We start from the raw sequence: 25,311 nt of genomic DNA, 5'->3' as shown, positions 1-25,311 counted from the left end.
CCGCCGTGAAGCACGTTGGGCAGTCGGCGATGCGTGCGCTGCTCGCAGCCACCGGTGCCCTGTCGCTGCTGCTCGGCGGCTGTGGCCTCTGGCGGTCGGCCAAGATGCCGATGGACAGCACCCTGTCGAAGAGCAGCTGCACCGCGAGCGCCGGGACGCTGCTGGTGATGCTGCCGGGCGCGTATTCGCGTCCCGACGAGTTCGTGCGCGAGGGCCTCCTCGCCGCACTCGATGAACGCCGTCTTGCCGTCGATGTGCTGCGCGTCGACGCGCACCTCGGCTACTACAACAACGGCAGCATCTTCGAGCGCCTGCAGGCGGACGTGTTCGCGCCGGCCCGCGCGCAGGGCTACCGATCGATCTGGATCCTCGGCATCTCGGCCGGCGGCCTCGGCGCGCTGGGCTACGCCGAGATGCATCCCGGCGAGATCGCCGGGATCGTGGCGCTGGCGCCGTACCTCGGCGAACGGCTGACCAGCACCGAGATCGCGAATGCGGGCGGGCTGGCACGCTGGCGCGCACCTGTCGGTCCTCTGTCGAACGACAAGGGCGAACAAAGGCTTTGGCGATGGCTGCAGCGCTATGGCACGCGCGCCAGTTCGCCCGATCTGCCGCCGCTCTACCTCGGCCATGGGCAGAGCGATCGTTTCGCTTTCAGCCACCAACTGCTGGCCGCCGTGCTGCCGCCCGAGCGCGTGTTCACGACCGAGGGCGGCCACGACTGGCCGCAGTGGCGGCGTCTGTGGCGCCGCATGCTGCCGACGCTGCGGTTGCCGGCCTGCCCTGCCTGAATGAATCAATCGGGCCGAAGACGGATCAACTTGCCGTTGGATTCGTCGGTCAGGATGTAGAGCAGTCCGTCCGGGCCTTGCTGCACGTCACGGATGCGCTGCTGAGCCTCGGCCAGCAGCTTGTGCTCGACCGCGACCTTGCCGATGCGCACGATCTTGCCGAGATGTTTGTCGAGCTTCTGCGCGTCCTCCTTGCGGATGAAGCCTTCGCCCAGCGTGAGGAACAGCGTGCCATCCTTCGCCTCGACGATGCGGCAGCCGAAATGGTTCTGGCTCGCCACCTTGGGCCGTTGACTGAAGATGACCCTGACATCTTCGAGCCGGCTGGCGTCCGCCGGCAGTTGGGCGCGTGCAAGCGCCGTGCTGTTGGCCGACCGATCCGCGGGTTTTCGAGGCCGGAGACCAGGACTTCCGGCGTCGGGTCCGCCGCTGCAGCGCCCGCCATCAGCGCAGCCAGAGCCACCTGACCCCAGCCGCGCAGCGGCTTGAAAAAGGGCGCATGCAATTCCTCGAAAAATCAGGCAATCAAATCATTCGACTTTGACTCCGAGATTTCTAATAACTTTAGGGTTACAAATTACCGAACAACTTATCAGTCATAACTTGAGCTTTACATTTCCCTTCGTGAGAAATTGAAAAAACCCTAGGCTAGACAATGAGTTGCATGCAAAATCCCGAATTCACCTGAAATTGACACCACGGTTTGTCATCCATATCCTACGCGCCATGCGTTTTTTTCTCCTACCCGCCTGCCTCCTGATCGCCTTTGCCGCACACGCAGCGCCTCCACAAGGTACCGATGAATTGGACCCGGCCCTTGCCGGCAAGGGATTGATGGGCCAATTCCATCAGGTTCGCCAAACCGTCGTCGACCGCACCTCCGACCTCGTCGTTACCGCCATCGGTTTTCTCGGCGTGCCCTACCGGCGCGGCGGCAACAACGCCGAAACCGGCTTCGATTGCAGCGGCTTCGTGCGCGCGATGTACAACCAGACCGTCGGCCATCTGCTTCCCCGCCGTGCCGTCGAGCAGGCAGCCGCGACAGAGAAGATCGATCGCAGCGAACTCAAGCCCGGCGATCTCGTGTTCTTCAACACCATGCGCCGTGCCTTCAGCCATGTCGGCATCTATGTCGGCGACGGCAAGTTCATCCATTCGCCCAAGCCCGGCGCGGAAGTTCGCGTCGAAGACATGACGGGCAGCTATTGGCAGCGTCGCTTCGACGGTGCGCGCCGGGTTCTCGCCGCCCAAGGCGAAGTCAAAGGCAGCGGCGACTGAGTCGCGAAGTCCTGCCGCGCATAAAAAATCCCGCCTGCACGGCGGGATTTTTCATTGGCGCGGCGCGGCTGGCTGCTAGCGCTTGACCGGCGGCAGGTCCGTGCAGCTGCCATGTGCTGCTTCGGCCGCCAGGCCGATGCTCTCGCCGAGCGTGGGATGCGGATGGATCGTCTTGCCGATGTCGATCGCGTCGGCCCCCATCTCGATCGCCAGCGCGATCTCGCCGATCATGTCGCCGGCATGGGTGCCGACGATGCCACCGCCCAGGATCCGGTGCGACTCGGCGTCGAACAGCAGCTTGGTGAAGCCCTCGTCGCGACCGTTCGCGATCGCGCGGCCCGATGCCGTCCACGGGAACAGGCCCTTGTGGATCTTCACGCCCTCGACCTTGGCCTGGTCCTCGGTGAGGCCGACCCAGGCCACCTCCGGGTCGGTGTAGGCCACGCTCGGGATCACGCGCGCATTGAAGGCCGCGCTGGCGAGTTCCTTGTCGCCCTTCTGCTCGCCGGCGATCACCTCGGCCGCCACGTGCGCTTCGTGCACGGCCTTGTGCTCGAGCATCGGCTGGCCGACGATGTCGCCGACCGCGAAGATGTGGGGCACGTTGGTGCGCATCTGGACGTCGACGGGGATGAAGCCGCGCTCGCTGACGTTGACGCCCGCTTTTTCGGCGCCGATCTTCTTGCCGTTGGGACTGCGGCCCACCGCCTGCAGCACGAGGTCGTAGAGCTGCGGCTCCTTGGGTGCCTGCTCGCCTTCGAAGCTGACGCGGATGCCCTCCTTGGTCGCTTCGGCGCCGACGGTCTTCGTCTTGAGCATGATGTTGTCGAAGCGCGGTGCATTGAGCTTCTGCCAGACCTTGACCAGATCGCGGTCGGCGCCCTGCATCAGGCCGTCGAGCATCTCGACCACGTCGAGCCGTGCGCCCAGCGTCGAATAGACCGAGCCCATCTCGAGGCCGATGATGCCGCCACCCAGGATGAGCATGCGCTTGGGATCGACACCCAGTTCGAGCGCGCCGGTGGAATCGACGACACGCGGATCCTTGGGCATGAAGGGCAGATGCACGGCCTGGGAGCCGGCCGCGATCACGCAGTGGCGGAACTTGACGGTCTGCGTCTTGTCGGTGGTGGCCCGGCCGTCGCCGGTGGTTTCCTGGACCTTGACGTGGTACGGATCGATGAACTCGCCGACGCCGCGCACGGTGGTCACCTTGCGCATCTTCGCCATCGCGCCGAGGCCGCCGGTGAGTTTGCCGACCACCTTGTTCTTGCGCGCGAGCAGCTTGGCGCGATCGACCGTGGGCTCGCCGAAGCTCACGCCCAGGTCGGCGAAATGCTTGACCTCGTCCATCACGGCCGCCACGTGCAGCAGCGCCTTGGAAGGGATGCAGCCGACATTCAGGCACACGCCGCCGAGCGTGGCGTAGCGCTCGACCAGCACGACCTTCAGGCCCAGGTCGGCGGCACGGAAGGCGGCCGAGTAGCCACCCGGGCCGGCGCCGAGCACGAGCAGGTCGCATTCGACGTCGATGGCACCCCTGTAGGTCGATGCAGGTGCCGGGGCTGACGCTTGTGGTGCCGTTGGAGCAGCGGGCTTCGGCGCTGGCGCCGCAGAGGCAGGAGTCGACGCAGCCGGTGCGGGCGCTGCGGCCGCGCCCTCTGCCGCATCGAGCGTCAGCACCACCGAGCCCTCCTTCACCTTGTCGCCGACCTTCACGGCCACCGACTTGACCACGCCGGCATGCGACGAAGGGATCTCCATCGAGGCCTTGTCCGACTCCACCGTGATCAGCGACTGCTCGGCCTTCACCGTGTCGCCGGGCTGCACCAGCACTTCGATCACCGCGACTTCGTCGAAATCACCGATATCCGGCACCTTGACTTGTTGTTCGCTCATTGGGACACCTTGAGTTTGAGTGTGAGAACGTCGACCGGCCCGGCCGAATTGCGATCGAATTCGCAAGCCGCGGCCACGCCGGCCTCGGCCACGTCGCGCGCCGTGCGCGCCTTGTCATACGCCGCGTGCATCGCGCCGAGCGCGAAGCTGCGGCCCGAGCCAATGCTCCAGAAGCGCTTGAACTCGAACACCTCGCGGTAGCTGTAGATGCCGTAGATGCCGCTCGCGTTGGCCAGCAGCATCGTGAACTGGCTCGACTCGTAGGGCTCGTGCTCGTCTTCCTTGGTCTGCAGGAAGAACGATTCCTTGAGCACCGGATGCAGCAGCGTGAAGGTGCGGAAGATCTCGTCCTTGCTGCCGAAGCGAAGCGCCTCGGCCGGCTGTGCGGCCAGCGCATGCTGCAGCACCAGGAAGTGCGCCGCCGCGCCGGCGACCGCGAAGATGCTCTGCCCCGCCGCATCGTTGACCGTGAACAGCTTCTGGTTGGCCTCGGCGTGATGCGACAGCCGCGTGTCCCCGAAGGTCACGAGCGAATCCGCCGCCATCACGACTTGACCGCCTTTGCGGACGGCCACGACCGTCGTCATAGCAGAACGCGTCGGAAGTCGGCGAGGACCTGGCCCAGGTAGGCGTTGAAGCGTGCAGCCAGGGCGCCGTCGATCACGCGATGGTCGTACGACAGCGACAACGGCAGGGTCAGGCGCGGCTGGAAGGCCTTGCCGTCCCACACCGGCTTCATCGCGCTCTTGGACAAACCGAGGATCGCGACTTCCGGCGCATTGATGATCGGCGTGAAATGCGTGCCGCCGATGCCGCCGAGCGAGCTGATCGAGAAGCAGCCGCCCTGCATGTCGGCCGAGCCGAGCTTGCCGTCGCGCGCCTTCTTGGCGAGTTCGCCCATTTCCTGGCTGATCTGCAGCACGCCCTTCTTGTCGGCATCCTTGAGCACGGGCACGACCAGGCCGTTGGGCGTGTCGGCCGCGAAGCCGACGTTGTAGTACTGCTTGTAGACCAGGGTGTCGCCATCCAGGCTGGTGTTGAACTCGGGAAACTTCTTCAGCGCCGAGACCACAGCCTTGATCACGAAGGCGAGCATCGTGACCTTGACACCGGACTTCTCGTTCTCCTTGTTGGTCGACACGCGGAAGGCTTCGAGTTCGGTGATGTCGGCTTCGTCGTTGTTGGTGACGTGCGGGATCATCACCCAGTTGCGATGCAGGTTGGCGCCGCTGATCTTCTTGATGCGCGACAGCTCCTTGCGCTCGACCGTGCCGAACCTGGTGAAGTCGACCTTGGGCCATGGCAGCAGGCCGAGGGCTTCGCCGCTACCGCCGCCGGCCGGCGTCTTGGATGCCGAGGCCTTGGTGCTCGCGGCGCCGCTCATCACCGCCTTGGTGAAGTTCTGGACGTCTGCCTGGGTAATGCGGCCCTTGGGCCCGCTGCCCTTGACCTCTTCGAGCGGCACGCCGAGTTCGCGCGCGAACTTGCGCACCGAGGGCGATGCGTGCGGCAGATGGCCGGAGGGCGCTACGGTGGGATCGTGCGCAGGTGGCGGAGCAGCCGCGGCCTGGCCTTGACTCCCTCCCCCTCCGGGGGAGGGTTGGGGTGGGGGCACCGCGGCCGACGCAGCGGGCGCAGCGACAGTGGCTGCCGCAGGCGCCGCCTGCGCCCCTTGGAGCACTGCAACCAGATCGCCGATGTTGACCGTATCACCGACCTTGACCTTGAGCTCCTTGAGCACCCCGGCCGCAGACGACGGAATCTCCATCGAGGCCTTGTCCGACTCGACCGTGATCAGCGACTGCTCGACCTGGATGGCGTCGCCCACCTTCACCAGCACCTCGATGACGGCGACGTCCTTGAAGTCGCCGATGTCGGGCACCTTGACCTCGACCGGACCGGCAGCAGCTGCTGCCGGTGCGGCACTCGCCGCCGAAGCCGGTGCCGGCGCAGGCGCCGCAGCAGGCGTGGCAGCCGCCGGTGGTGCCGCGGCAGGCGCCGCAGCCTCGCCTTCCAGCACCAGCACGACCGACCCTTCCTTGACCTTGCTGCCGACCTCGACCTTGAGCTCCTTCACGACGCCGGCCTGGCTCGACGGGATTTCCATCGAGGCCTTGTCCGATTCCACCGTGATGAGCGACTGCTCGGCCTTCACCGTGTCGCCCACCTTCACCAGCACCTCGATCACCGCGACTTCGTCGAAATCGCCGATGTCCGGCACCTTCACTTCCACTGTTGCCATATCGTGTCTCCCGCCCTAGAGGCGCAGTTGATTGTTTTATGCGTAGAGCGGGTTGATCTTCTCGGCGTTGATGCCGTACTTCTGGATGGCGTCGGCCACCTTTTGCGCGGGCAAGGCACCGTCCTCGGCGAGTGCCTTGAGCGCGGCCACCACGATGAAGTGGCGATTGATCTCGAAGTGCTCGCGCAGCTTGTTGCGGAAATCGCTGCGCCCGAAGCCGTCGGTGCCGAGCACCTTGTAGTTGCGGCCCTTCGGAATGAAGGGACGGATCTGCTCGGCATAGGCCTTCATGTAGTCGGTCGACGCGACCACCGGCCCGCCGCTCGGTGCGAGCTGCTGCGCGACGAAGGACACGCGTGCCTCGTCCGTCGGATGCAGCAAGTTCCAGCGATCGGCCTCCTGGCCGTCGCGCGTGAGTTCGTTGAAGCTCGGGCAACTCCACACGGCGGCGCTCACGCCCCAGTCCTTCTCGAGCAGTTCCTGCGCCGCGATGCTCTCGCGCAGGATCGTGCCGCTGCCGAGCAGTTGCACCGTCGGCACCTCTTTGCCCTTCGCGGCCTTGATCGAGGGAGCCTGCCGGCACAGGTACATGCCCTTGATGATCTGCTCCTCGGTGCCGAGCTGGAGGCCAGGCATCGGGTAGTTCTCGTTGAGCAGCGTGATGTAGTAGTAGACGTTGTCCTGCTTCTCCACCATCCGCTTCAGGCCGTGGTGCAGGATGACGCCGACTTCATGCGCGAAGGTCGGGTCGTAGCTCACGCAGTTCGGGATGGTGTTGGCCAGGATGTGGCTGTGGCCGTCCTCGTGCTGAAGCCCTTCGCCGTTGAGCGTCGTGCGGCCCGAGGTGCCGCCCAGCAGGAAGCCGCGCGCCTGCATGTCGCCAGCGGCCCAGGCCAGGTCGCCGATGCGCTGGAAGCCGAACATCGAGTAGTACACGTAGAACGGCACCATGATCCGGTTGTTGGTGCTGTACGACGTGGCGGCAGCGATCCAGCTCGACATGCCGCCGGCCTCGTTGATGCCTTCCTGCAGGATCTGGCCGGCCTTGTCTTCCTTGTAGTACATGACCTGGTCCTTGTCGACCGGTGTGTACTGCTGGCCCGCGGGGTTGTAGATGCCGATCTGGCGGAACAGCCCTTCCATGCCGAAGGTGCGTGCTTCGTCGACCAGGATCGGCACCACGCGCGGGCCCAGGGCCTTGTCGCGCAGAAGCTGCGTGAGGAAGCGCACGTAGGCCTGCGTGGTCGAGATCTCGCGGCCCTCGGCCGTCGGTTCCATCACGGCCTTGAAGGTCTCGAGCGCGGGCACGGTGAAGCTCTCGTCGGCCTTGGTGCGGCGATGCGGCAGATAGCCGCCGAGGGCCTTGCGGCGCTCGTGCAGGTACTTCATCTCCGGCGTGTCGTCGGCCGGCTTGTAGAACGGCAGATCGGGCAACTGGCTGTCCGGAATCGGAATGTTGAAGCGGTCGCGGAAGGCCTTGATGTCCTCGTCGCCGAGCTTCTTGGTCTGGTGAACGTTGTTCTTGCCCTCGCCGATCTTGCCCATGCCGAAGCCCTTGACGGTCTTGATCAGCAGCACCGTGGGCTGGCCCGTGTGCTTGACGGCCGCATGGAAGGCGGCATACACCTTCTGCGAATCGTGCCCGCCGCGGCGCAGGTTCCAGATGTCGTCGTCGCTCATCTTGGCGACCATCTCCAGCGTGCGCGGATCGCGGCCGAAGAAGTTCTTGCGCACGTAAGCGCCGTCGTTGGCCTTGAAGGACTGGTAGTCGCCGTCGTTGGTCTCCATCATGATCCTGCGCAGCGCGCCGTCCTTGTCGCGCGCCAGCAGCGGATCCCAGCCCGCACCCCAGATGAGCTTGATGACGTTCCATCCCGAGCCGCGGAATTCGCCTTCGAGCTCCTGGATGATCTTGCCGTTGCCGCGTACCGGGCCATCCAGGCGCTGCAGGTTGCAGTTGATGACGAAGACCAGGTTGTCGAGCTTCTCGCGTGCGGCCAAGCCGATGGCGCCGAGCGATTCGACCTCGTCCATTTCACCGTCGCCGCAGAACACCCAGACCTTGCGGTTCTCGGTGTTGGCGATGCCGCGGGCGTGCAGGTATTTGAGGAAGCGGGCCTGGTAGATCGCCATCAGCGGGCCAAGGCCCATGGACACCGTGGGGAATTGCCAGAACTCGGGCATGAGCTTCGGATGGGGATAGCTCGACAGGCCCTTGCCGTCGACCTCCTGGCGGAAATTCAGCAGTTGCTCTTCGCTCAGGCGGCCTTCGAGGTAGGCGCGTGCATAGATGCCGGGCGAGACGTGGCCCTGGATGTAGAGGCAGTCGCCGCCGTGGTTCTCGCTTTCGGCATGCCAGAAGTGGTTGAAGCCGGCGCCGAACATGCTCGCCAGCGATGCGAAGGAGCCGATGTGGCCGCCCAGGTCTCCGCCCTCCTCGGGATGGTGGCGGTTCGCCTTGACCACCATCGCCATCGCGTTCCAGCGCATGTAGGAACGCAGGCGCTCTTCGATCTCGAGGTTGCCGGGAGAGCGCTCTTCCTGGTCCGGCTCGATCGTGTTGACGTAGGCCGTGTTGGCCGAAAACGGCTTGTCGATGCTGTGCTGGCGCGCATGCTCGAGCAGTTGCTCCAGCAGGAAGTGCGCGCGGTCGGGACCTTCGCTCTCGATGACGGCGGACAGGGCGTCCATCCATTCGCGCGTCTCCTGCGCATCGGGATCGTTCGCGGCCGAGCCGAACAGGTTCTCGGGATTTGCCGACATGCGTGTCTCCTTTTTCTCGAAGGGGTTGTGGCTGTAATTTAGTGCCGTATCCGGCGACGCAGGAAGTTTCTCATAGAAATATGAGAATTTCAAATCGTGCATGCAGATTTCTTATCGTGAGATATCGAATGAGATGGCCTCTTTCGAAACCATGTCGGCCAGCCGCAGCGCATCCCTCTCGCGGGCCTTGCCCCTAAACTTGCCCGATGCCCTTTTCCTCTCCGATCGAGGCTGCGCGCAGCGCGGTTCATGCGTCGCCGCTGTCCTGGTGGCGCCGCTGGTGGCGTCGGCAGACACCCGTGCTGCAGGATGCGGTCGCGATGCTGGCGCCGATGGCCGCGGTGCTGCTCTTCCTGGCCGCCATCGTCGCGGCCTTCTGGTATCTGCGCGCCGAAGAAATGGAGCGCGGACAGGAGTCGGTCAAGCGTGACGTGGAGTACGCGCAGCAGCGCGTGCGGCTGCGGCTGCTGGAGCGGCAGGAGCAGCTCATGCGCATCGCGCGCGATGCCTCTACCCACGAGATCGACGCCACCGAATTCACCAGCCGTGCGGAGTCCCTGGTCAGCCAGTTCCCGGAACTGCAGGCCGTCAGCTGGATCGACGACCGGCGTCGCTTCAAGGCCGCCTACGCCGCGCCCAGCGTACATCCCGCGCAGCAGCACGCCATCGGCGAAGTACTTCGGCCCGGCGAGATCGAGAGCAACTACGCGCTGGCGCGCGAGCTGCGCCAGCCGGTGTTCTCGCAACCGCTCGCGGGCGGCGACCCGCCGGCCATGCTGCAGTTGCACATCCCGCTGTACGACCAGGGCCTGTTCGCCGGCGTGGTGCTGGGCGAGTTCTCGATCGACGGGCTGCTGCGCTACGGCATGCCCTCGGAAGTCTCGGCCCGCTATGCGGTGTCGCTGCTCGATGCCAAGGGCGGCCTGATCGCCGGCAACACGGTCGCCAGTCCGCGCGAGTCCGCGCGGCGGCTTCTGCCCTGGATGGTGCGCACCAGTGAATACGAGGTCCCTGTCTCGCCGGTCGGCAATGCGCTGCTGCTGCGCGCGCAGGCGTACCGCACCTCGCAGGGCGTGGTCGGCAACGGGCTGTTCTGGCTGGTGGGTGCACTCAGCGTGCTCACCAGCTGGATGCTGATCGGAACCTGGCGCCACACGCGGCGCCGGCTGCAGGCGCAGCAGGCGCTGGTGGCCGAAACCAACTTCCGCCGCGCGATGGAGAACTCGATGCTCACCGGCATGCGCGTGCTCGACCTCGAGGGCCGCATCACCTACGTCAACGCGGCCTTCTGCGCCATGACCGGCTGGAACGAGAACGAGCTGGTCGGCCAGACGCCGCCCTTTCCCTACTGGCTCGAATCCGATCGCGAGGTCATGAACGAACGGCTCGAGGAAGAGCTGCACGGCCGCGCGCTGCCCGGCGGTTTCCAGGTCCGGGTGAAGCGCCGCAACGGCAGCGTCTTCAACGCGCGGCTCTACGTGTCGCCGCTGATCGATGCGCGCGGGCACCAGACCGGATGGATGACCTCGATGACCGACATCACCGAGCCCACGCGCATCCGCGAGCAGCTCTCGGCCTCCTACGAACGCTTCACCACCGTGCTCGAAGCGCTGGACGCGTCGGTATCGGTCGCACCACTCGGCAGCGAGGAGCTGCTGTTCGCCAACAAGCTTTATCGGCTCTGGTTCGGCTCCGACACCGTGGGGCATCTGGGCATGGTCGCGCAGGCCGGCGTGCCGGCCTCGCATGCCCACGAGGAAGACCTCGACGACGTGGATCCGTTCGCCGGCCTGCCGACCGATCAACTGACCACCGCCCAGCCGGCCAACAACGAGATCTTCGTGCCCGAGCTGGGCAAGTGGCTCGAGGTGCGCTCGCGCTACCTGACCTGGGTCGACGGCCGCCTGGCGCAGTTGGTGATCGCGACCGACATCACGCCGCGGCGCGATGCCGAGGACCTCTCCGCCGCGCAGGCCGACCGCGCGCAGGCCGCCAGCCGGCTGATCACGATGGGTGAGATGGCCTCCAGCGTCGCGCACGAACTCAATCAGCCGCTGACCGCCATCACCAACTACTGCAACGGGATGATGTCGCGCATCCGGGGTCAGCAGATCGACTCGGACGCGCTGCTCGCCGCACTCGACAAGACCGCCAAGCAGGCGCAGCGCGCGGGCCAGATCATCCAGCGCATCCGCTCCTTCGTGAAGCGCAGCGAGCCGAACCGCACGCCGGCCGAGGTCGCGACCATGGTGAGCGAGGCGGTCGAACTCGCGGGCATCGAACTGCGGCGTCGCAACGTGCGCCTCAACCACTACGTCGCCGCGCGGCTGCCGATCGTTCGCGTCGACCCGATCCTGATCGAGCAGGTGATGGTCAACCTGCTGAAGAACGCGGCCGAGTCGATCGACCTCGCCAACCGTCCGCTCGCGCGCCGCAGCGTCGAACTGCGCGTGCTGCCGAAGATCATCGACGGTCAGAACGCGGTCGAGTTCTCGGTACAGGACACGGGCATGGGCCTGGCGCCCGAAGTGATGGACCGGCTCTATGAAGCCTTCTTCTCGACCAAGCCCGAAGGCATGGGCATCGGGCTCAACCTGTGCCGCACCATCGTCGAGTCGCACCGCGGCCGGATGCAGGCGGAGAACATCTACAATGGTCCGGATGTCGTCGGATGCCGTTTTTCCTTCTGGATTCCGGTGTTGGACGCTATCGATTCCGTAGCAAGCAACGAGGCGAAGGTACCCGCATGAGTTTGATTCCGAAGAAGGGCACGGTCTATGTCGTCGACGACGACGAAGCGGTCCGCGATTCGTTGCAATGGCTGCTCGAAGGCAAGGACTACCGGGTTCGATGCTTCGATTCGGCCGAATCCTTTCTCTCGCGCTACGACCCGCGCGAAGTGGCCTGCCTGATCGTCGACATCCGCATGGGCGGCATGTCGGGCATCGAGCTGCAGGACCGGCTGATCGAGCGTCGCTCGCCGCTGCCGATCGTCGTCATCACCGGCCACGGCGATGTGCCGATGGCGGTCGACAGCATGAAGAAGGGCGCGATGGATTTCATCCAGAAGCCCTTCAACGACGAGGCGCTGGTGGCGCTGGTCGAACGCATGCTCGAACACGCGCGCGGCGCCTTCGCGCAGCACCAGCAGTCCGCCAGCCGCGACGCGCTGCTGTCCAAGCTCACCGGCCGCGAAGCGCAGGTGCTCGAACGCATCGTCGCCGGCCGGCTCAACAAGCAGATCGCCGACGACCTCGGCATCAGCATCAAGACGGTGGAGGCGCACCGCGCCAACATCATGGAAAAGCTCAACGCGAACACGGTGGCCGACCTGCTCAAGATCGCATTGGGACAGGCGGCCTCGGCCAAGGCCTAGCCGCTGCCATCCCGACCACCCGACATCGACTTCACGCCTGCGCCAAGCGGGCGTTTTTACTTGGAGAACTGAAAACGATGACAGCCCAACTGATCGACGGCAACGCGCTCTCGCAGCGGCTCCTGGCCGACGTTGCCACGCGCGCGGCCGCGCTCACCGCGCGCGGCATCACACCGGGCCTGGCGGTCGTGCTGGTCGGCAACGACCCGGCCAGCGAGATCTACGTCGGCAAGAAAGTGAAAGCCTGCCAGGAGCGCGGCCTGCGCTCGGTGCTGGAGCGCTACCCCGCCGAGTTGAGCGAAGCCGACCTGCTCGCGCGCATCGCGGCACTGAATGCCGATCCGGCGATCCACGGCATCCTGGTGCAGATGCCGCTGCCCAAGCACATCGATCCGGCCAAGGTCATTGAGGCCATCGCGACCTCGAAGGACGTGGACGGCTACTCGGTGCTCTCGGCCGGCGAGCTGATGGCAGGGCTGCCGGGCTTTCGTCCCTGCACGCCTTACGGCTGCGTGAAACTGATCGAGAGCACCGGCATCGGCCTCAAGGGCAAGCACGCGGTGGTGATCGGCCGCAGCAACACGGTCGGCAAGCCGATGGCGCTGCTGCTGCTGCAGGCCAACGCGACCGTGACGGTGTGCCACAGCGGCACGCCGGACCTCGGCCACCACACGCGCCAGGCCGACGTGGTCGTGGTCGCGGTCGGCCGGCGCAACACGCTGACGGCCGACATGGTGAAGCCGGGTGCCGTCGTGATCGACGTCGGCATGAACCGCAACGAACACAACAAGCTCGCCGGCGACGTCGACTTCGCCGGCGTGCGCGAGGTGGCCGGCTACATCACGCCGGTGCCCGGCGGCGTGGGGCCGATGACCGTGACGATGCTGATGGTCAACACCGTCGAGTCCGCCGAACGCCAGGCCGCCAAGGCCTGACGCCCACGCCTTGAATCCGCGCCTCATCGCCGCCAGATGGATCCCATGACCAATCCGCTCCTCGACTTCTCCGACCTCACCCCGTTCGACCGCATCAAGCCGGAGCATGTCGCACCGGCCGTCGACGCCCTGCTCGCCGATGCCGAGGCCGCACTGCAGACGGTGACCGCGCCGGAATTCCCTGCCGAGTGGAGCGCCATCGCGAAGGTGCTGGACGTCGCGTCCGAGCGCTTCAGCCGCGCCTGGGGCGCGGTCGGCCATCTCAATGCCGTGGCCGACACGCCCGAGCTGCGCGCCGCCTACAACGAGGCGATGCCCCGCGTCACCGCCTTCTGGACAAGGCTGGGCTCCGACGAACGTCTCTATGCCAAGTACAAGGCCATCGATGTCGCCACGCTGAACCCCGAACAGCGCCAGGCCCATCGCTACGCGATCCGCAACTTCGTACTCGGCGGCGCCGAGTTGCAAGGGGCGGCCAAGACACGCTTCGCCGAGATCCAGGAGCGGCAGGCCGAGCTGAGCCAGAAGTTCAGCGAGAACGCGCTCGATGCGACCGATGCCTTTGCCTACTACGCCCAGCTGGGCGAACTCGATGGCCTGTCCGAGGACGTGGTCAGCACCGCGCGCGCTGCCGCCGAAGCCGAGGGCAAGGAAGGCTACAAGCTCACGCTCAAGATGCCGTGCTACCTGCCGGTGATGCAATTCGTCAGGAGCAGTGCGCTGCGCGAGACGCTCTACCGCGCCTACGTCACGCGCGCCAGCGAGTTCGGCGATCCGGCTTTCGACAACACCGCGCCGATCCGCGAGATCCTCGCGCTGCGCCAGGAAGAAGCCAGGCTGCTCGGCTATCCCAACTTCGGCGAGCTCTCCATCGTGCCGAAGATGGCCGAGTCGGCCGCGCAGGTCATCCAGTTCCTGCGCGATCTGGCGACCAAGGCCAAGCCCTACGGCGAACGCGACCTGGCCGACCTGCGCGTGTTCGCGGCCGAGCAGCTCGGCATCGTCGATCCGCAGCCCTGGGACTGGACCTACGTCGGCGAAAAGCTCAAGGAAGCGCGCTATGCCTTCAGCGAACAGGAGGTCAAGCAGTACTTCCCGGCGCCCAAGGTGATGGCGGGCCTGTTCAAGATCGTCGAGACGCTGTTCGAGGTGTCGATCGTGCGCGACAGCGCGCCCGTCTGGCATCCGAGCGTCGAGTTCTACCGCATCGAAAGGGCCGGCCAGAAGGTCGGCCAGTTCTACCTCGATCCGTCCGCACGCGCCGCCAAGCGCGGCGGCGCCTGGATGGACGACGTGCGCGCCCGCTGGCTGCGCCCCGACACCGGCGTTCTGCAGACGCCGATCGCGCAGCTGGTGTGCAACTTCGCCGACGGCGTCGACGGCAAGCCGCCGCTGCTCACGCACGACGACGTGACCACCCTCTTCCACGAATTCGGCCACGGCCTGCACCACATGCTCACGCAGATCAACGAGCGCGACGTCTCGGGCATCAGCGGCGTCGAGTGGGACGCGGTCGAACTGCCGAGCCAGTTCATGGAGAACTTCTGCTGGGAGTGGGACGTGCTGCGGCACATGACCTCGCAGGTCGACACCGGCGAGCCGCTGCCGCGCACGCTGTTCGACAAGATGACGGCCGCCAAGAATTTCCAGAGCGGCATGCAGACGCTGCGCCAGATCGAGTTCGCGCTGTTCGACATGCTGCTGCACACTGCGTACGACGCGGCCGCAGCCCAGCCGGGCGACGTGATGGCCTTGCTGGGCAAGGTGCGCGACGAGGTCGCGGTGCTGCCCGCGCCGCCCTTCAGCCGCACGCCCAACACCTTCAGCCACATTTTCTCGGGCGGCTACGCGGCCGGCTACTACAGCTACAAGTGGGCCGAGGTCCTGAGCGCCGATGCCTATGCCGCGTTCGAGGAAACGGCCGGCGCCGATGGCGAGCCCAGCATCGAGACCGGGCGCAGATACCGTCAGGCGATTCTCGAAGCCGGCGGCAGCCGCAGCGCAATGGAATCGTTCAAGGCCTTCCGCGGCCGCGAGCCGCAGCTCGACGCGTTGCTGCGTCATCAGGGCATGGCCGAGGCGCAGCCCGCCTGAGGCCATCCGATGCCGCCGGAGCCTGAGATACTTCGGCCATCCGATCACGGGGAGTCATCGATGAAATTCAGCACTTACCTTTCGGCGCTCAGCCTGCTGCTGGTGGCGGCCGGCGCGCTCGCGCAGCCGGTCTACCGCCATGTCGACGGCAATGGCAAGGTCAGCTTCTCCGACCAGCCGCCGTCCGCCGATGCGCGGCCCGCGGCGCCGAGACCCGGCATCTCCCCGAACGCCAACGCGGAACTGCCCTATGAACTGCGGCAGATCGTGCAGCGCTACCCCGTCACGCTCTACACCGGCGACGAGTGCGGCGCCTGCAGCGCAGGCCGCTCGCTGCTGATCACGCGCGGCGTGCCCTTCGACGAGCGCACCATCAAGTCCAACGCGGACATCGATGCGCTGCAGCGCCTGAGCGGACAGAACTCGCTGCCGCTGCTGGCCATCGGCTCGCAGCAGCTGAGGGGCTTCTCGGACGCGGAATGGTCGCAATACCTCGACGCCGCCGGCTATCCGAAGAGCACCCAACTGCCGGCCAGCTATCGCAATCCGCCGGCGCAGCCGCTGGTCGCGCAACAGCCGGCCGCACGACCCGCCGCGGCGGCAACACCGGCACCCGCAGCGCCGGGACCGGCCGCCGCGCCTGCGGCCGCGACCGGGCCGACGCCCGGCAATCCCGCCGGCATCAAGTTCTGAGCGGCCGGCCGCTCAATCGAAGCGCAAGGTCTCCACACCCGCCGCGGTGCCCAGCAGACACACGTTGGCCCGCTGGTGCGCGAACACGCCGACGGTGACCACGCCAGGCCATTGGTTCACCTCGGTCTCGAAATCGAGCGGGTCGCTGATGCGCAGGCCGGTCACATCGATGATGTGCTGGCCGTTGTCGGTGACCAGCGGCACGCCATCCTTCTCGCGCACCTGTGCCAGCCCGCCCATCCGCGCGAACTGCCGCATCACGCGCTGCACCGCCATCGGGATCACCTCGACCGGCAACGGAAAGGCGCCGAGCGTGTTCACGCGCTTGGACGCATCGGCGATGCAGACGAAGCGCCGCGATTGCGCCGCGACGATCTTCTCGCGCGTGAGCGCGGCGCCGCCGCCCTTGATCATGTAGCCGCGGCCATCGATCTCGTCGGCGCCGTCGATGTAGACGGCCAGTTCCTCGACCTCGTTGCTGTCGAAGACCGGAATGCCCAGCGCGCGCAGACGTTCGGTCGATGCGGTGGAACTCGAGACTGCGCCCCGGATATCGCCCTTGATCGCCGCCAGCGCATCGATGAACTTGTTGACCGTCGAGCCGGTGCCGACGCCCACGATCTCGCCCTTCACCACATAGTCCAACGCGGCGCGGCCGACCAGGGCCTTGAGTTCGTCCTGCGTCAGGACGGAAACGGGAGCGGGTGATGTCATCGGGGAGAATCCTTGGCTGTCTGAAGCCGAGAATTATCCAATGCCCTTGCTGCTGCCTTCCTCGCTCTACGTCTTTGCCCGCCCCTTCCTGTTCGGCTTCGACCCGGAGCATGCCCACGAGCTCACGCTCGACGCACTGGCGCGCACGCAGAACACGCCGCTCGCCTGCGCCTATGCGGCGCCTCGCACCGAGGACCGGGTTCGGCTCGCCGGCCTGTCGTTCCCCAACCGGGTCGGGCTCGCCGCGGGACTCGACAAGAACGCACGCTGCATCGACGCCTTCGCGGCCATGGGCTTCGGCTTCGTCGAGGTCGGCACCGTCACGCCCAAACCGCAGCCGGGCAATCCGAAGCCGCGCATGTTCCGGCTGCCGCAGCGCGATGCGCTGATCAACCGGCTCGGCTTCAACAACGACGGACTCGAAGCCTTCGTCGCGAACGTGCGACGGGCACGCTTTCGCCGCAGCGACACGAAGGCGCCGATGCTGCTGGGCCTCAACATCGGCAAGAACGCATCGACGCCGATCGAACGCGCAGTCGACGATTACCTGATCTGCCTGGATGGCGTCTACCCGCATGCCGACTACGTGACGATCAACATCTCGAGCCCCAACACGGCCAACCTGCGCTCGCTCCAGAGCGATGCGGCGCTCGACACGCTGCTCGGCGCCATGGCGGACAAGCGCGAGGCCCTCACCGCACGGCAAGGCAAGCGGGTGCCGCTGTTCGTCAAGATTGCGCCCGATCTCGACGAGGCGCAGGTGGGCGTCATCGCCGCCGCGCTGCGGCGCCACGGCATGGATGGCGTGATCGCGACCAACACCACGCTGGCGCGCGATGCGGTCGCGGGATTGCCGCATGCGGACGAGGCCGGCGGCCTGTCCGGCGCACCCGTGAGGGACGCCAGCAACCGCGTGATCGGCCAATTGCGCGCGGCACTGGGTGCCGATTTTCCGATCATCGGCGTCGGCGGCGTTCTCAGCGCGGCCGACGCCCGCGGCAAGATCGCCGCCGGCGCGGACCTGGTGCAGATCTACACCGGCCTGATCTACCGCGGCCCGGCACTGGTGCGCGAAGCCGCCCAGGCGCTGCGCCGGCGCGAGGCCTGAGCGACGGCGCGCCTGTTGTCGTCAGCAGCGCATCAGCGCATCCGCCACAACACCGGAACGACGACGGCAGCCCAGCGCAGCAGGCGTCGCGGCCCGAGCACCGCGACGGCGGCCGCGGTGGCGACGCCGGTGGCGACGGGATGTTCGCGCGCGATCCGCAGTGCGGTGCCGCCGATGGATTCATCCGCGGGCGGTGCTGCTTCGGCTGCAGCCCTCTGCGCCGCCTGCGCGGCATCGGCCGGAGAGCCCTGCAAGGTCGCAATGCGCTGGCGCTGCCGCGCGATGCGCGCCAGCAGCTCTTCGCGGCTGGCAGGCCGGGCTTCGCGCGAGCTCTCGGCGTGATGGTCCATGCCGAAACGGTCGTGGAACCATGCCAGGTCGCGCTCGAACTCGCGACGCGCCGGCTCGAAGGCGTCTGATGACGCGCGCAGCTGGGACAGCAGCGCCAGCACGGCCACCAGCCAGAGCCCGCTCCACACCGCGGCCACCGACCAGGCCGCCGTGACGCGGTACGGCGTGTCCCAGAAATGGACGACGACCGCGACCGACAGCAGCGCGATCGCGATCGTGGTCAGTCCGATCACCGCGATCACCAGGCCCAGCACCAGCTGCAGGCGCTTCTTTTCTTCGCCCCAGGCGAGCTGGATCAGCTGAACGCGGTCCTGGGCCGCCAGTGCGCCCTCTCCCGCCGCGATGCGCCAGCGGCGCAGGTAGCGGTCAAGCCCGAGGAGCGAGAGCAGCCTCATGCCCAGCCTCCGCGCGGGCCCGCAGGCCCACGGCAGGATGATGTGGATGCTCGCCGCGCGCCGGGTGCCGCACGCTCAGCGGCGACCAAGCAGCAGGCCCACCAGCACGCCCACCGCCAGCGCGGCGCCGGCGATCTGCCACGGCTCGTCGTGGGCATAGGCGTTGGCCGTATTGGCCGCCTCGCGCGCCTTCTTGGCGGCAATCCGGCTCTTCTCCGCCGCGAGCTCGCGAGCGATGGCGAGCTTGCTGTCGATACGCTGGCGCAACGCCTTGATGTGCGGCACGGAGTCGAGATCCTTGCTCGCGAGTACGCCGCGGACGTCGCTGGCGATGTCTTCAGCGACGGCGTTGGCCGCCGCGTCGAGATTGCTGGATGCAGTCATTCAGGGGTCCTCCTCGATGAGGCCGGCACCGCGCCGGCCATTCCACGCCGGTGAGCGGCGTGGCATTCCATGGTACATGGCCGCGCGTGCCTGCGACAGCGCCGGCGTCCGTTGCGAATGATCGGAAGGCGCAGATCAGGCCATCGCCGTCATGCGCCCATGCCGCCGCCAGCAGAACGCGGCCGCACGCATGACATCGCGGTGGACCCGCAGCAGCCGCACATGGGAGCGAGAGCGCTCCGGCTGCAACGGGAAAGGACTCTCGGGATCCGTGGGATTCCCGGGCGGAGGCGTCGGCCCTTCGTCGGGTTCGACCGGAAGATCCGGCGGATCGGGCGTGATGGGTGTCGGAAGCTCGGGACTGGTGGCCATGGCGATGCTCCTTGATCCCGCCTGTATGACGCGCACTGTCGAGCATGGCCGCAAGCGCACGACCGCAGTTTGCGTCGGCGGGAGCCGACACATCTTAGAACCGAAAGGATGGAATGTGGTGGGCGGTGGAGGTTTCGAACCTCCGACCCCAGCAGTGTGAATGCTGTGCTCTACCCCTGAGCTAACCGCCCGTGGCGCCATCGCAGATGGCGCCGCTGGTTTCGCTCGCCCTGCAGCGGCGCGAAGCCTTGGATTATGCCACAGCGCCTTCGCTGTTCTTGCGAAAGAGGGTGCGGCCGTTGCTCGCCTTGTCGAGCTGTTTCAGCAGCTCCTCGTGGGCGGCCAGCTCGTGCTCGGTCGCGACCAGCACGGGCAGCTCGAAGCGGCTCAGGTCGACGGCGACGACGGCACCCAGGACCGGCTCGTTGGAGGCCACGTCGATCAGCAGCGCGTCCTGGCCGCGCGTCAGGTTGATGTAGACGTCGGCCAGCAGCTGCGCGTCGAGCTTGGCGCCGTGGAAGGTGCGGTTCGACCGGTCGACACCGAAGCGGTCGCACAGCGCATCGAGCGAATTGCGCTTGCCCGGATACACCATCTTCGCCATCGCGAGCGTGTCGGTGACTTCGCCGACGAAGCTGCGCAGGAGCGGCAGGCCGGCGAGCTCGAGTTCCTTGTTGAGGAAGCCGACGTCGAAGGCCGCGTTGTGGATGATCAGCTCGGCATCGCGCAGGTACTCGACGATGTCGTTGGCGAGCGTCGCGAACTTGGGCTTGTCGCGCAGGAAGTCGGTGGTCAGGCCATGGACCTTGAGCGCATCCTCGTGGCTCTCGCGCTCGGGGTTGAAGTAGATGTGGAGGTCGTTGCCGGTGAGCTTGCGGTTGAACAACTCCACGCATCCGAGTTCGATGATGCGGTCGCCGTTCTCGGCGGACAGGCCGGTGGTTTCGGTGTCGAGAACGATCTGGCGCGACATCAGTGGTTCTCCTTCGCGTGGTTGATCGAGTACTTCGGAATTTCGACGGTCACGTCGGTCTGCGCCAGTATCGCCTGGCAGCTCAGCCGCGACTGAGGCTCGAGCCCCCAGGCGCGGTCGAGCAGATCTTCCTCGCCCTCTTGCGCCTCGTTAAGCGATTCGAGTCCCTGGCGCACGACCACGTGGCAGGTGGTGCAGGCGCAGCTCATCTCGCACGCATGCTCGATGTTGATGTGGTTCTCGAGCAGCGCCTCGCAGATCGAGGTGCCCGCGGGCGCGCTGATCTCGGCGCCCTGCGGACAGTATTCGGAATGAGGAAGGATCTTGATCGTGGGCATGAAGACTTCTAGAGAGATTCGATCCGCCGGCCCGAGAGCGCATGCGCGATGCCCGCGTTCATCCGCTCGGCGGCGAAGGCTTCGGTTCCGTCGGCCAGGGCCTGGGTCGCGGCTTCGACGACTGCCGCATCGTCGGCCGAGCGGGCCGTGCGCAGTGCGTCCATCAAGGCTTCGATCGCGCCGCGCTCCGCGGCGGACAGCAGCTCGCCATCGGCATCCAGCGCGCTCTGCGTGGCCAGCAGCATGCGATCGGCATCCACGCGCGCCTCGACCAGTGCGCGCGCCTGCATGTCCTGCTGCGCGGTCGAGAAGCTCTCCTGCAGCATGGTCGCGATCTGGTCGTCGGATAGACCGTAAGACGGCTTGACGGTGACATTCGCTTCCACGCCGCTGCCCTGCTCCTTCGCGCTCACGCTCAACAGGCCGTCGGCGTCGACGGTGAAGGTGACGCGAATGCGTGCGGCGCCCGCCGCCATCGGCGGAATGCCGCGCAACTCGAAGCGCGCGAGGCTGCGGCAATCGGCCACGAGGTCGCGCTCGCCCTGCACCACGTGCAGCGCCAGCGCGGTCTGGCCGTCCTTGTAGGTCGTGAAGTCCTGCGCCATCGCGGTCGGAATGGTCTGGTTGCGCGGCACGATGCGCTCGACCAGGCCGCCCATGGTCTCGAGGCCGAGCGACAGCGGGATCACGTCGAGCAGCAGCAGGTCGCCCGTGCCGCCGTTGCCGGCGAGCTGGTTGGCCTGGATCGCTGCGCCGAGCGCAACGACTTCGTCGGGGTTCAGGTTGGTGAGCGGCTCGCGGCCGAAGAAGTCGGCGACGGCGCGACGGATCTGCGGCATGCGTGTGGCGCCGCCGACCAGCACGATGCCTTGCAACTCTTCGCGCTGCAGCCTGGCGTCGCGCAAGGCCTTGCGCACCGCCGCGATGGTGCGCGCCGTCAGCGCGGCGGTTGCCGTCTCGAATTGCGCGCGCTGGAGATCGACTTTCACGTCGCCGCCTGCGAGTTTCGCCGTGAACATGGTCGACTCGTGCGCCGACAGTGCTTCCTTGGCGGCACGTGCTGCAGTCAGCAGCACGGCCTTGTCGGTGTCGTTCTGCGCCTGGATGCCGGCCTGCGAAGCCACGAGATCGGCGAGCGCATGGTCATAGTCGTCGCCGCCGAGGGCCGAATCGCCGCCCGTGGCGATCACCTCGAACACGCCCTGCGTGAGCCGCAGGATCGAGATGTCGAAGGTGCCGCCGCCCAGGTCGTAGACCGCGTAGACGCCTTCGCTCGCGTTGTCGAGCCCATAGGCGATCGCGGCAGCAGTCGGCTCGCTGATGAGGCGCAGCACGTTGAGGCCGGCGAGCTGCGCCGCATCCTTGGTCGCCTGTCGCTGGCCTTCGTCGAAATAGGCAGGCACCGTGATGACGGCGCCGTAGAGCTCGTCGTCGAAGGTGTCCTCGGCGCGATGGCGCAGGGTCGCAAGGATCTCGCCGCTCACTTCGACCGGCGATTTCTCGCCCGCCACGGTCTGCACGTGGACCATGCCAGCGTCGCCCGCGAGGCCATAGGCCATCGCATCGCGATGGGCGATGTCCTGCAGGCCGCGGCCCATCAGCCGCTTGACCGAGGTGATGACGTTCGCAGGATCGACGCTGCGCGCCGCCAGCGCATCGAAGCCGATCTGGCGGCGGTCCTTGTCGAGATAGCGCACGGCCGAGGGCAGCACGACGCGGCCCTCGGTATCAGGCAGGCATTCGGCCACGCCGCTGCGCACCGCCGCAACGAGCGAATGCGTGGTGCCGAGGTCGATGCCGACCGCGATGCGCCGCTGGTGCGGGTCGGGGGCCTGGCCCGGTTCTGAGATCTGGAGCAATGGCATGGCGCTATTGTCCCCACTGGTCGGACTTGGCCTCGACGTCCTCGGCAAAGCGCTCTATGAACATGAGGGCTCTCACCTGGCGCGACGCAGCCGGATAGTCGCCCTTCTCGTCGATCAGCCAGTCGAGCGAGGACAGCGCGCGTGCGCGGCCGGCTTGGACTTCGGTTCGCAGCGTGTCGAGCGCCGAGGCGTCCTTCACCTCGGCAAGCGCCTCGCGCCATTCCATCTGCTGCATCAGGAAATCCGGCGGCATCGCCGTGTTCTTCTCGGCATTCACCGGAGAACCGTTCAACTCGCACAGATAGCTCGCGCGCCGCAGCGGATCCTTGAGCCGCTGGTAGGCCTCGTTGATGCGAACCGACCACTGCATCGCCACCCGCTGCGCCGCAGCGCCCTGCGCCGCGAACCGATCGGGATGCGCCTCCCGCTGCAGTTCCTTCCAGCGCGCGTCCAGCGCCACACGGTCTTGCGCGAAGGTGGCAGGCACTGCAAACAGTTCGAAATCGTTGTCGTCGAGTTTCATGGCAAAAAAATACCGCCAACAACATCAAGTGGCGGCGACGTAATTCGTGAGACACCGCGGATCCGGCCTAGCCGGGCCGCTGGTGTCGCCCCCGGTAGGGGGTTGGCGAAGCGACACGAAGTGCGCGAAGCCTGGGGGCGAGCAACAACCTCGGGGCGAGCTAAATCCGGAAGCTCTCGCCGCAACCGCACCGGTCGCGCTCGTTCGGGTTGATGAACTTGAAGCCCTCGTTGAGCCCTTCGCGCACGAAGTCGAGTTGCGTGCCGTCGATGTAGGCCAGGCTCTTCGGATCCACCAGCACCTTGACGCCATGGTCTTCGAACACCACGTCCTCGGGCGCGAACTCGTCCACGTACTCGAGCTTGTAGGCCAGCCCCGAGCAACCGGTGGTCTTCACGCCCAGCCGCACGCCCACGCCCTTGCCTCGCTTGCCGAGGTAGCGGGTCACGTGGCGCGCGGCGGCTTCTGTCAAGGTGACTGCCATGTCAGTGAACAGCTTCCGTCGTCGTTGCCACGGCCGCGCCGTGCTTGGCCTTGTAGTCGTTGACCGCTGCCTTGATCGCGTCCTCGGCGAGGATCGAGCAATGGATCTTGACCGGCGGCAAGGCCAGTTCCTCGGCGATCTGGGCGTTCTTCAGCGCCGCCGCTTCGTCGAGCGTCTTGCCCTTGACCCATTCGGTCACGAGCGAAGAAGACGCGATGGCCGAGCCGCAGCCGTAGGTCTTGAAGCGCGCATCCTCGATCACGCCGGTTTCCGGATTGACCTTGATCTGCAGCTTCATGACGTCGCCGCAGGCGGGCGCACCGACCATGCCGGTGCCGACCGAGTCGTCGCCCTTTTCGAAGGAGCCGACGTTGCGGGGATTTTCGTAGTGGTCGATGACCTTGGATGAATATGCCATGGGGTTACCTCTTGGATCGTTGTCAGTGCGCCGACCATTGGATCGTGCTGATGTCGATGCCGTCCTTGAACATCTCCCACAGCGGGCTCAGCTCGCGCAGCTTGGCGACGTTGTGCTTGATGGTCGAGACGGCATAGTCGATTTCTTCTTCGGTCGTGAAACGGCCGATGGTCATGCGCAGGCTGCTGTGCGCGAGTTCGTCGCTGCGGCCCAGCGCGCGCAGCACGTAGCTGGGCTCGAGGCTGGCCGAGGTGCAGGCCGAGCCGCTCGACACCGCCAGGCCCTTGATGCCCATGATCAGCGACTCGCCCTCGACGTAGTTGAAGCTGATGTTCAGGTTGTGCGGCACGCGGTGCTCGAGGTTGCCGTTGATGAAGACCTGTTCGACGTCCTTCAGACCGTCGAGCAGCCGCTGCTGCAGCGCGCGGGCCTTGGCGATGTCTTCCTTCATCTCGAGCTTGGCAAGGCGGAAGGCCTCGCCCATGCCGACGATCTGGTGCGTGGGAAGCGTGCCCGAACGCATGCCGCGCTCGTGCCCGCCGCCGTGCATCTGGGCTTCGAGCCGCACGCGCGGCTTGCGGCGCACGTACAGCGCGCCGATGCCCTTGGGGCCGTAAGTCTTGTGCGAGGCCAGGCTCATCAGGTCGACAGGCAGGGTCTTGAGGTCGATATCCACCTTGCCAGTGGCCTGCGCTGCGTCGACATGGAAGATCACGCCCTTCGCGCGGCAGGCATTGCCCAGCGCGACGATGTCCTGGATCACGCCGATCTCGTTGTTCACGAGCATGACGCTTGCGAGGATGGTGTCGGGACGGATCGCCGCCTTGAACTTCTCGAGGTCGAGCAGCCCGTCTTCCTCGACGTCGAGATACGTGACTTCGAAGCCCTGGCGTTCGAGATCGCGCATCGTGTCGAGCACGGCCTTGTGCTCGGTCTTGACGGTGATCAGGTGCTTGCCCTTGCCCTTGTAGAACTGCGCGGCGCCCTTGAGCGCGAGGTTGTCCGACTCGGTCGCGCCGGAAGTCCAGACGATCTCGCGCGGATCGGCACCGATCAGGTCGGCCACCTCGGCGCGTGCCTTTTCGACCGCCTCCTCGGCTTCCCAACCCCAGGCGTGGCTGCGCGATGCCGGATTGCCGAAATGCTCGCGCAGCCAGGGAATCATCGCGTCGACGACACGCGGATCGACAGGCGTGGTCGCGCCGTAATCAAGGTAAATCGGAAAATGAGGAGTGACGTCCATGGCTGGCTCGGGCTGGCGTGGGTTTATCTTTTGTCGTGACGGCATCGAGACGGATCGGCCGGCGCCCGAAGG

Annotated in this window: 24 protein-coding genes and 1 tRNA gene; 8 read left to right on the top strand and 17 right to left on the bottom strand. The window is 66.5% G+C overall.

What is annotated here, in order from left to right:
• Positions 1-5: 5 nt before the first annotated feature.
• Positions 6-791 carry an alpha/beta fold hydrolase gene (locus WDLP6_RS10075; RefSeq protein WP_232077017.1) on the top strand — a complete coding sequence of 262 codons (786 nt, stop codon included), beginning with the start codon at positions 6-8 and terminating at the stop codon, positions 789-791.
• Positions 792-796: 5 nt separating this feature from the next.
• Here WDLP6_RS10075 and WDLP6_RS10070 read toward each other — a convergent pair whose 3' ends face one another.
• A complete protein-coding gene (locus WDLP6_RS10070; protein ID WP_443083451.1) occupies positions 797-1,264 on the bottom strand; it encodes a PQQ-dependent sugar dehydrogenase in 468 nt (155 codons plus the stop codon).
• 253 nt (positions 1,265-1,517) lie between these two features.
• Between WDLP6_RS10070 and WDLP6_RS10065 the strand changes: the two genes are divergently transcribed.
• Complete coding sequence (locus WDLP6_RS10065; RefSeq protein ID WP_162595039.1) at positions 1,518-2,069, top strand: C40 family peptidase; 552 nt, start codon at positions 1,518-1,520, stop codon at positions 2,067-2,069.
• Positions 2,070-2,144: 75 nt separating this feature from the next.
• Here the strand turns inward: WDLP6_RS10065 and lpdA are convergent, their stop codons facing one another.
• Genes lpdA through aceE form a run of 4 tightly spaced genes read right to left on the bottom strand, consistent with a single transcriptional unit; the run spans position 2,145 to position 8,973 of the window.
• A complete protein-coding gene (gene lpdA, locus WDLP6_RS10060; RefSeq protein WP_162592215.1) occupies positions 2,145-3,968 on the bottom strand; it encodes a dihydrolipoyl dehydrogenase in 1,824 nt (607 codons plus the stop codon).
• Positions 3,965-4,555 carry an MFS transporter gene (locus WDLP6_RS10055; RefSeq protein WP_162566871.1) on the bottom strand — a complete coding sequence of 197 codons (591 nt, stop codon included), beginning with the start codon at positions 4,553-4,555 and terminating at the stop codon, positions 3,965-3,967. The genes lpdA and WDLP6_RS10055 overlap by 4 nt, the downstream gene beginning before the upstream one ends.
• Positions 4,552-6,210: a dihydrolipoyllysine-residue acetyltransferase gene (gene aceF, locus WDLP6_RS10050; protein ID WP_162592214.1), complete on the bottom strand. Its 1,659-nt coding sequence runs from the start codon at positions 6,208-6,210 to the stop codon at positions 4,552-4,554. The genes WDLP6_RS10055 and aceF overlap by 4 nt, the downstream gene beginning before the upstream one ends.
• 36 nt (positions 6,211-6,246) lie before the next feature.
• Positions 6,247-8,973, bottom strand: a complete 2,727-nt coding sequence (aceE, locus tag WDLP6_RS10045) for a pyruvate dehydrogenase (acetyl-transferring), homodimeric type (RefSeq protein WP_162592213.1) — start codon at positions 8,971-8,973, stop codon at positions 6,247-6,249.
• A gap of 206 nt (positions 8,974-9,179) precedes the next feature.
• Here aceE and WDLP6_RS10040 point away from each other — a divergent pair, with 206 nt between their 5' ends.
• From WDLP6_RS10040 to WDLP6_RS10020, 5 genes are all read left to right on the top strand, one after another.
• On the top strand, positions 9,180-11,723 hold the full coding sequence (locus WDLP6_RS10040) for a PAS domain-containing sensor histidine kinase (protein WP_162592212.1): 2,544 nt from the start codon (positions 9,180-9,182) through the stop codon (positions 11,721-11,723).
• The gene (locus tag WDLP6_RS10035) at positions 11,720-12,349 is read left to right on the top strand and encodes a response regulator transcription factor (protein WP_162566867.1); all 630 of its coding nucleotides are present in this window, start codon (positions 11,720-11,722) and stop codon (positions 12,347-12,349) included. Before WDLP6_RS10040 ends, WDLP6_RS10035 begins: the two co-directional genes overlap by 4 nt.
• A 77-nt stretch (positions 12,350-12,426) precedes the next feature.
• Entirely contained in the window at positions 12,427-13,284 is an 858-nt protein-coding gene (locus WDLP6_RS10030) for a bifunctional methylenetetrahydrofolate dehydrogenase/methenyltetrahydrofolate cyclohydrolase (protein ID WP_162592211.1), read from the top strand.
• 45 nt (positions 13,285-13,329) lie between these two features.
• Positions 13,330-15,378, top strand: a complete 2,049-nt coding sequence (locus WDLP6_RS10025; RefSeq protein ID WP_162592210.1) for a M3 family metallopeptidase — start codon at positions 13,330-13,332, stop codon at positions 15,376-15,378.
• Positions 15,379-15,438: 60 nt separating this feature from the next.
• On the top strand, positions 15,439-16,071 hold the full coding sequence (locus WDLP6_RS10020) for a glutaredoxin family protein (RefSeq protein WP_162592209.1): 633 nt from the start codon (positions 15,439-15,441) through the stop codon (positions 16,069-16,071).
• Between the two features lie 12 nt (positions 16,072-16,083).
• Here WDLP6_RS10020 and rpiA read toward each other — a convergent pair whose 3' ends face one another.
• Positions 16,084-16,785, bottom strand: a complete 702-nt coding sequence (rpiA, locus tag WDLP6_RS10015; protein ID WP_162592208.1) for a ribose-5-phosphate isomerase RpiA — start codon at positions 16,783-16,785, stop codon at positions 16,084-16,086.
• 40 nt (positions 16,786-16,825) lie between these two features.
• On the opposite strand from rpiA, the gene WDLP6_RS10010 reads away from it, so the two are divergent.
• Positions 16,826-17,893, top strand: coding sequence for a quinone-dependent dihydroorotate dehydrogenase (locus tag WDLP6_RS10010; protein WP_162592207.1), 1,068 nt, complete (start codon positions 16,826-16,828; stop codon positions 17,891-17,893).
• A 32-nt stretch (positions 17,894-17,925) separates the two neighbouring features.
• On the opposite strand, the gene WDLP6_RS10005 is transcribed toward WDLP6_RS10010, so the two are convergent.
• The 11 genes from WDLP6_RS10005 to WDLP6_RS09955 all read right to left on the bottom strand — a co-directional run bounded on the left by WDLP6_RS10005 (position 17,926) and on the right by WDLP6_RS09955 (position 25,239).
• Positions 17,926-18,639, bottom strand: a complete 714-nt coding sequence (locus tag WDLP6_RS10005) for a phage holin family protein (RefSeq protein ID WP_162592206.1) — start codon at positions 18,637-18,639, stop codon at positions 17,926-17,928.
• Positions 18,640-18,714: 75 nt separating this feature from the next.
• The gene (locus WDLP6_RS10000) at positions 18,715-19,023 is read right to left on the bottom strand and encodes a glycine zipper domain-containing protein (RefSeq protein ID WP_162566860.1); all 309 of its coding nucleotides are present in this window, start codon (positions 19,021-19,023) and stop codon (positions 18,715-18,717) included.
• A 135-nt stretch (positions 19,024-19,158) separates the two neighbouring features.
• Positions 19,159-19,395, bottom strand: coding sequence for a hypothetical protein (locus WDLP6_RS35030; protein WP_232077016.1), 237 nt, complete (start codon positions 19,393-19,395; stop codon positions 19,159-19,161).
• A gap of 116 nt (positions 19,396-19,511) precedes the next feature.
• A tRNA-Val gene (locus WDLP6_RS09990) sits at positions 19,512-19,586 on the bottom strand.
• A 62-nt stretch (positions 19,587-19,648) separates the two neighbouring features.
• Complete coding sequence (gene dnaQ, locus WDLP6_RS09985; RefSeq protein ID WP_162592205.1) at positions 19,649-20,368, bottom strand: DNA polymerase III subunit epsilon; 720 nt, start codon at positions 20,366-20,368, stop codon at positions 19,649-19,651.
• Positions 20,368-20,706, bottom strand: a complete 339-nt coding sequence (fdx, locus tag WDLP6_RS09980; protein ID WP_162592204.1) for an ISC system 2Fe-2S type ferredoxin — start codon at positions 20,704-20,706, stop codon at positions 20,368-20,370. Before fdx ends, dnaQ begins: the two co-directional genes overlap by 1 nt.
• Positions 20,707-20,714: 8 nt before the next feature.
• On the bottom strand, positions 20,715-22,571 hold the full coding sequence (gene hscA / locus WDLP6_RS09975; RefSeq protein ID WP_162592203.1) for a Fe-S protein assembly chaperone HscA: 1,857 nt from the start codon (positions 22,569-22,571) through the stop codon (positions 20,715-20,717).
• A 4-nt stretch (positions 22,572-22,575) separates the two neighbouring features.
• Complete coding sequence (hscB, locus tag WDLP6_RS09970; protein WP_162592202.1) at positions 22,576-23,094, bottom strand: Fe-S protein assembly co-chaperone HscB; 519 nt, start codon at positions 23,092-23,094, stop codon at positions 22,576-22,578.
• 160 nt (positions 23,095-23,254) lie between these two features.
• The gene (gene iscA / locus WDLP6_RS09965; protein ID WP_012747263.1) at positions 23,255-23,578 is read right to left on the bottom strand and encodes an iron-sulfur cluster assembly protein IscA; all 324 of its coding nucleotides are present in this window, start codon (positions 23,576-23,578) and stop codon (positions 23,255-23,257) included.
• A 1-nt stretch (position 23,579) separates the two neighbouring features.
• Positions 23,580-23,996 carry a Fe-S cluster assembly scaffold IscU gene (gene iscU, locus WDLP6_RS09960; protein ID WP_162566855.1) on the bottom strand — a complete coding sequence of 139 codons (417 nt, stop codon included), beginning with the start codon at positions 23,994-23,996 and terminating at the stop codon, positions 23,580-23,582.
• Positions 23,997-24,018: 22 nt separating this feature from the next.
• Positions 24,019-25,239, bottom strand: a complete 1,221-nt coding sequence (locus WDLP6_RS09955) for an IscS subfamily cysteine desulfurase (protein ID WP_162592201.1) — start codon at positions 25,237-25,239, stop codon at positions 24,019-24,021.
• Positions 25,240-25,311 lie beyond the last annotated feature (72 nt).

This window comes from Variovorax sp. PBL-E5, from assembly GCF_901827185.1.
Taxonomy (GTDB): Bacteria; Pseudomonadota; Gammaproteobacteria; order Burkholderiales; family Burkholderiaceae_C; genus Variovorax.
This window is presented reverse-complemented; position numbering and strand designations above follow the sequence as displayed.

What these genes read in the sequence shown, in the direction of transcription:
- WDLP6_RS10035 (WP_162566867.1), top strand. Translation starts at nt 11,720, where the DNA reads ATGAGTTTGATTCCGAAGAAGGGCACGGTCTATGTCGTCGACGACGAC.
- WDLP6_RS10065 (WP_162595039.1), top strand. Translation starts at nt 1,518, where the DNA reads ATGCGTTTTTTTCTCCTACCCGCCTGCCTCCTGATCGCCTTTGCCGCA.
- hscB (WP_162592202.1), bottom strand. Translation starts at nt 23,094, where the DNA reads ATGAAACTCGACGACAACGATTTCGAACTGTTTGCAGTGCCTGCCACC.
- rpiA (WP_162592208.1), bottom strand. Translation starts at nt 16,785, where the DNA reads ATGACATCACCCGCTCCCGTTTCCGTCCTGACGCAGGACGAACTCAAG.
- WDLP6_RS09955 (WP_162592201.1), bottom strand. Translation starts at nt 25,239, where the DNA reads ATGGACGTCACTCCTCATTTTCCGATTTACCTTGATTACGGCGCGACC.
- WDLP6_RS10010 (WP_162592207.1), top strand. Translation starts at nt 16,826, where the DNA reads ATGCCCTTGCTGCTGCCTTCCTCGCTCTACGTCTTTGCCCGCCCCTTC.
- WDLP6_RS35030 (WP_232077016.1), bottom strand. Translation starts at nt 19,395, where the DNA reads ATGGCCACCAGTCCCGAGCTTCCGACACCCATCACGCCCGATCCGCCG.
- WDLP6_RS10025 (WP_162592210.1), top strand. Translation starts at nt 13,330, where the DNA reads ATGACCAATCCGCTCCTCGACTTCTCCGACCTCACCCCGTTCGACCGC.
- aceF (WP_162592214.1), bottom strand. Translation starts at nt 6,210, where the DNA reads ATGGCAACAGTGGAAGTGAAGGTGCCGGACATCGGCGATTTCGACGAA.
- WDLP6_RS10000 (WP_162566860.1), bottom strand. Translation starts at nt 19,023, where the DNA reads ATGACTGCATCCAGCAATCTCGACGCGGCGGCCAACGCCGTCGCTGAA.
- WDLP6_RS10040 (WP_162592212.1), top strand. Translation starts at nt 9,180, where the DNA reads ATGCCCTTTTCCTCTCCGATCGAGGCTGCGCGCAGCGCGGTTCATGCG.
- WDLP6_RS10030 (WP_162592211.1), top strand. Translation starts at nt 12,427, where the DNA reads ATGACAGCCCAACTGATCGACGGCAACGCGCTCTCGCAGCGGCTCCTG.
- aceE (WP_162592213.1), bottom strand. Translation starts at nt 8,973, where the DNA reads ATGTCGGCAAATCCCGAGAACCTGTTCGGCTCGGCCGCGAACGATCCC.
- WDLP6_RS10020 (WP_162592209.1), top strand. Translation starts at nt 15,439, where the DNA reads ATGAAATTCAGCACTTACCTTTCGGCGCTCAGCCTGCTGCTGGTGGCG.
- hscA (WP_162592203.1), bottom strand. Translation starts at nt 22,571, where the DNA reads ATGCCATTGCTCCAGATCTCAGAACCGGGCCAGGCCCCCGACCCGCAC.
- iscU (WP_162566855.1), bottom strand. Translation starts at nt 23,996, where the DNA reads ATGGCATATTCATCCAAGGTCATCGACCACTACGAAAATCCCCGCAAC.
- iscA (WP_012747263.1), bottom strand. Translation starts at nt 23,578, where the DNA reads ATGGCAGTCACCTTGACAGAAGCCGCCGCGCGCCACGTGACCCGCTAC.
- lpdA (WP_162592215.1), bottom strand. Translation starts at nt 3,968, where the DNA reads ATGAGCGAACAACAAGTCAAGGTGCCGGATATCGGTGATTTCGACGAA.
- fdx (WP_162592204.1), bottom strand. Translation starts at nt 20,706, where the DNA reads ATGCCCACGATCAAGATCCTTCCTCATTCCGAATACTGTCCGCAGGGC.
- WDLP6_RS10005 (WP_162592206.1), bottom strand. Translation starts at nt 18,639, where the DNA reads ATGAGGCTGCTCTCGCTCCTCGGGCTTGACCGCTACCTGCGCCGCTGG.
- dnaQ (WP_162592205.1), bottom strand. Translation starts at nt 20,368, where the DNA reads ATGTCGCGCCAGATCGTTCTCGACACCGAAACCACCGGCCTGTCCGCC.
- WDLP6_RS10055 (WP_162566871.1), bottom strand. Translation starts at nt 4,555, where the DNA reads ATGACGACGGTCGTGGCCGTCCGCAAAGGCGGTCAAGTCGTGATGGCG.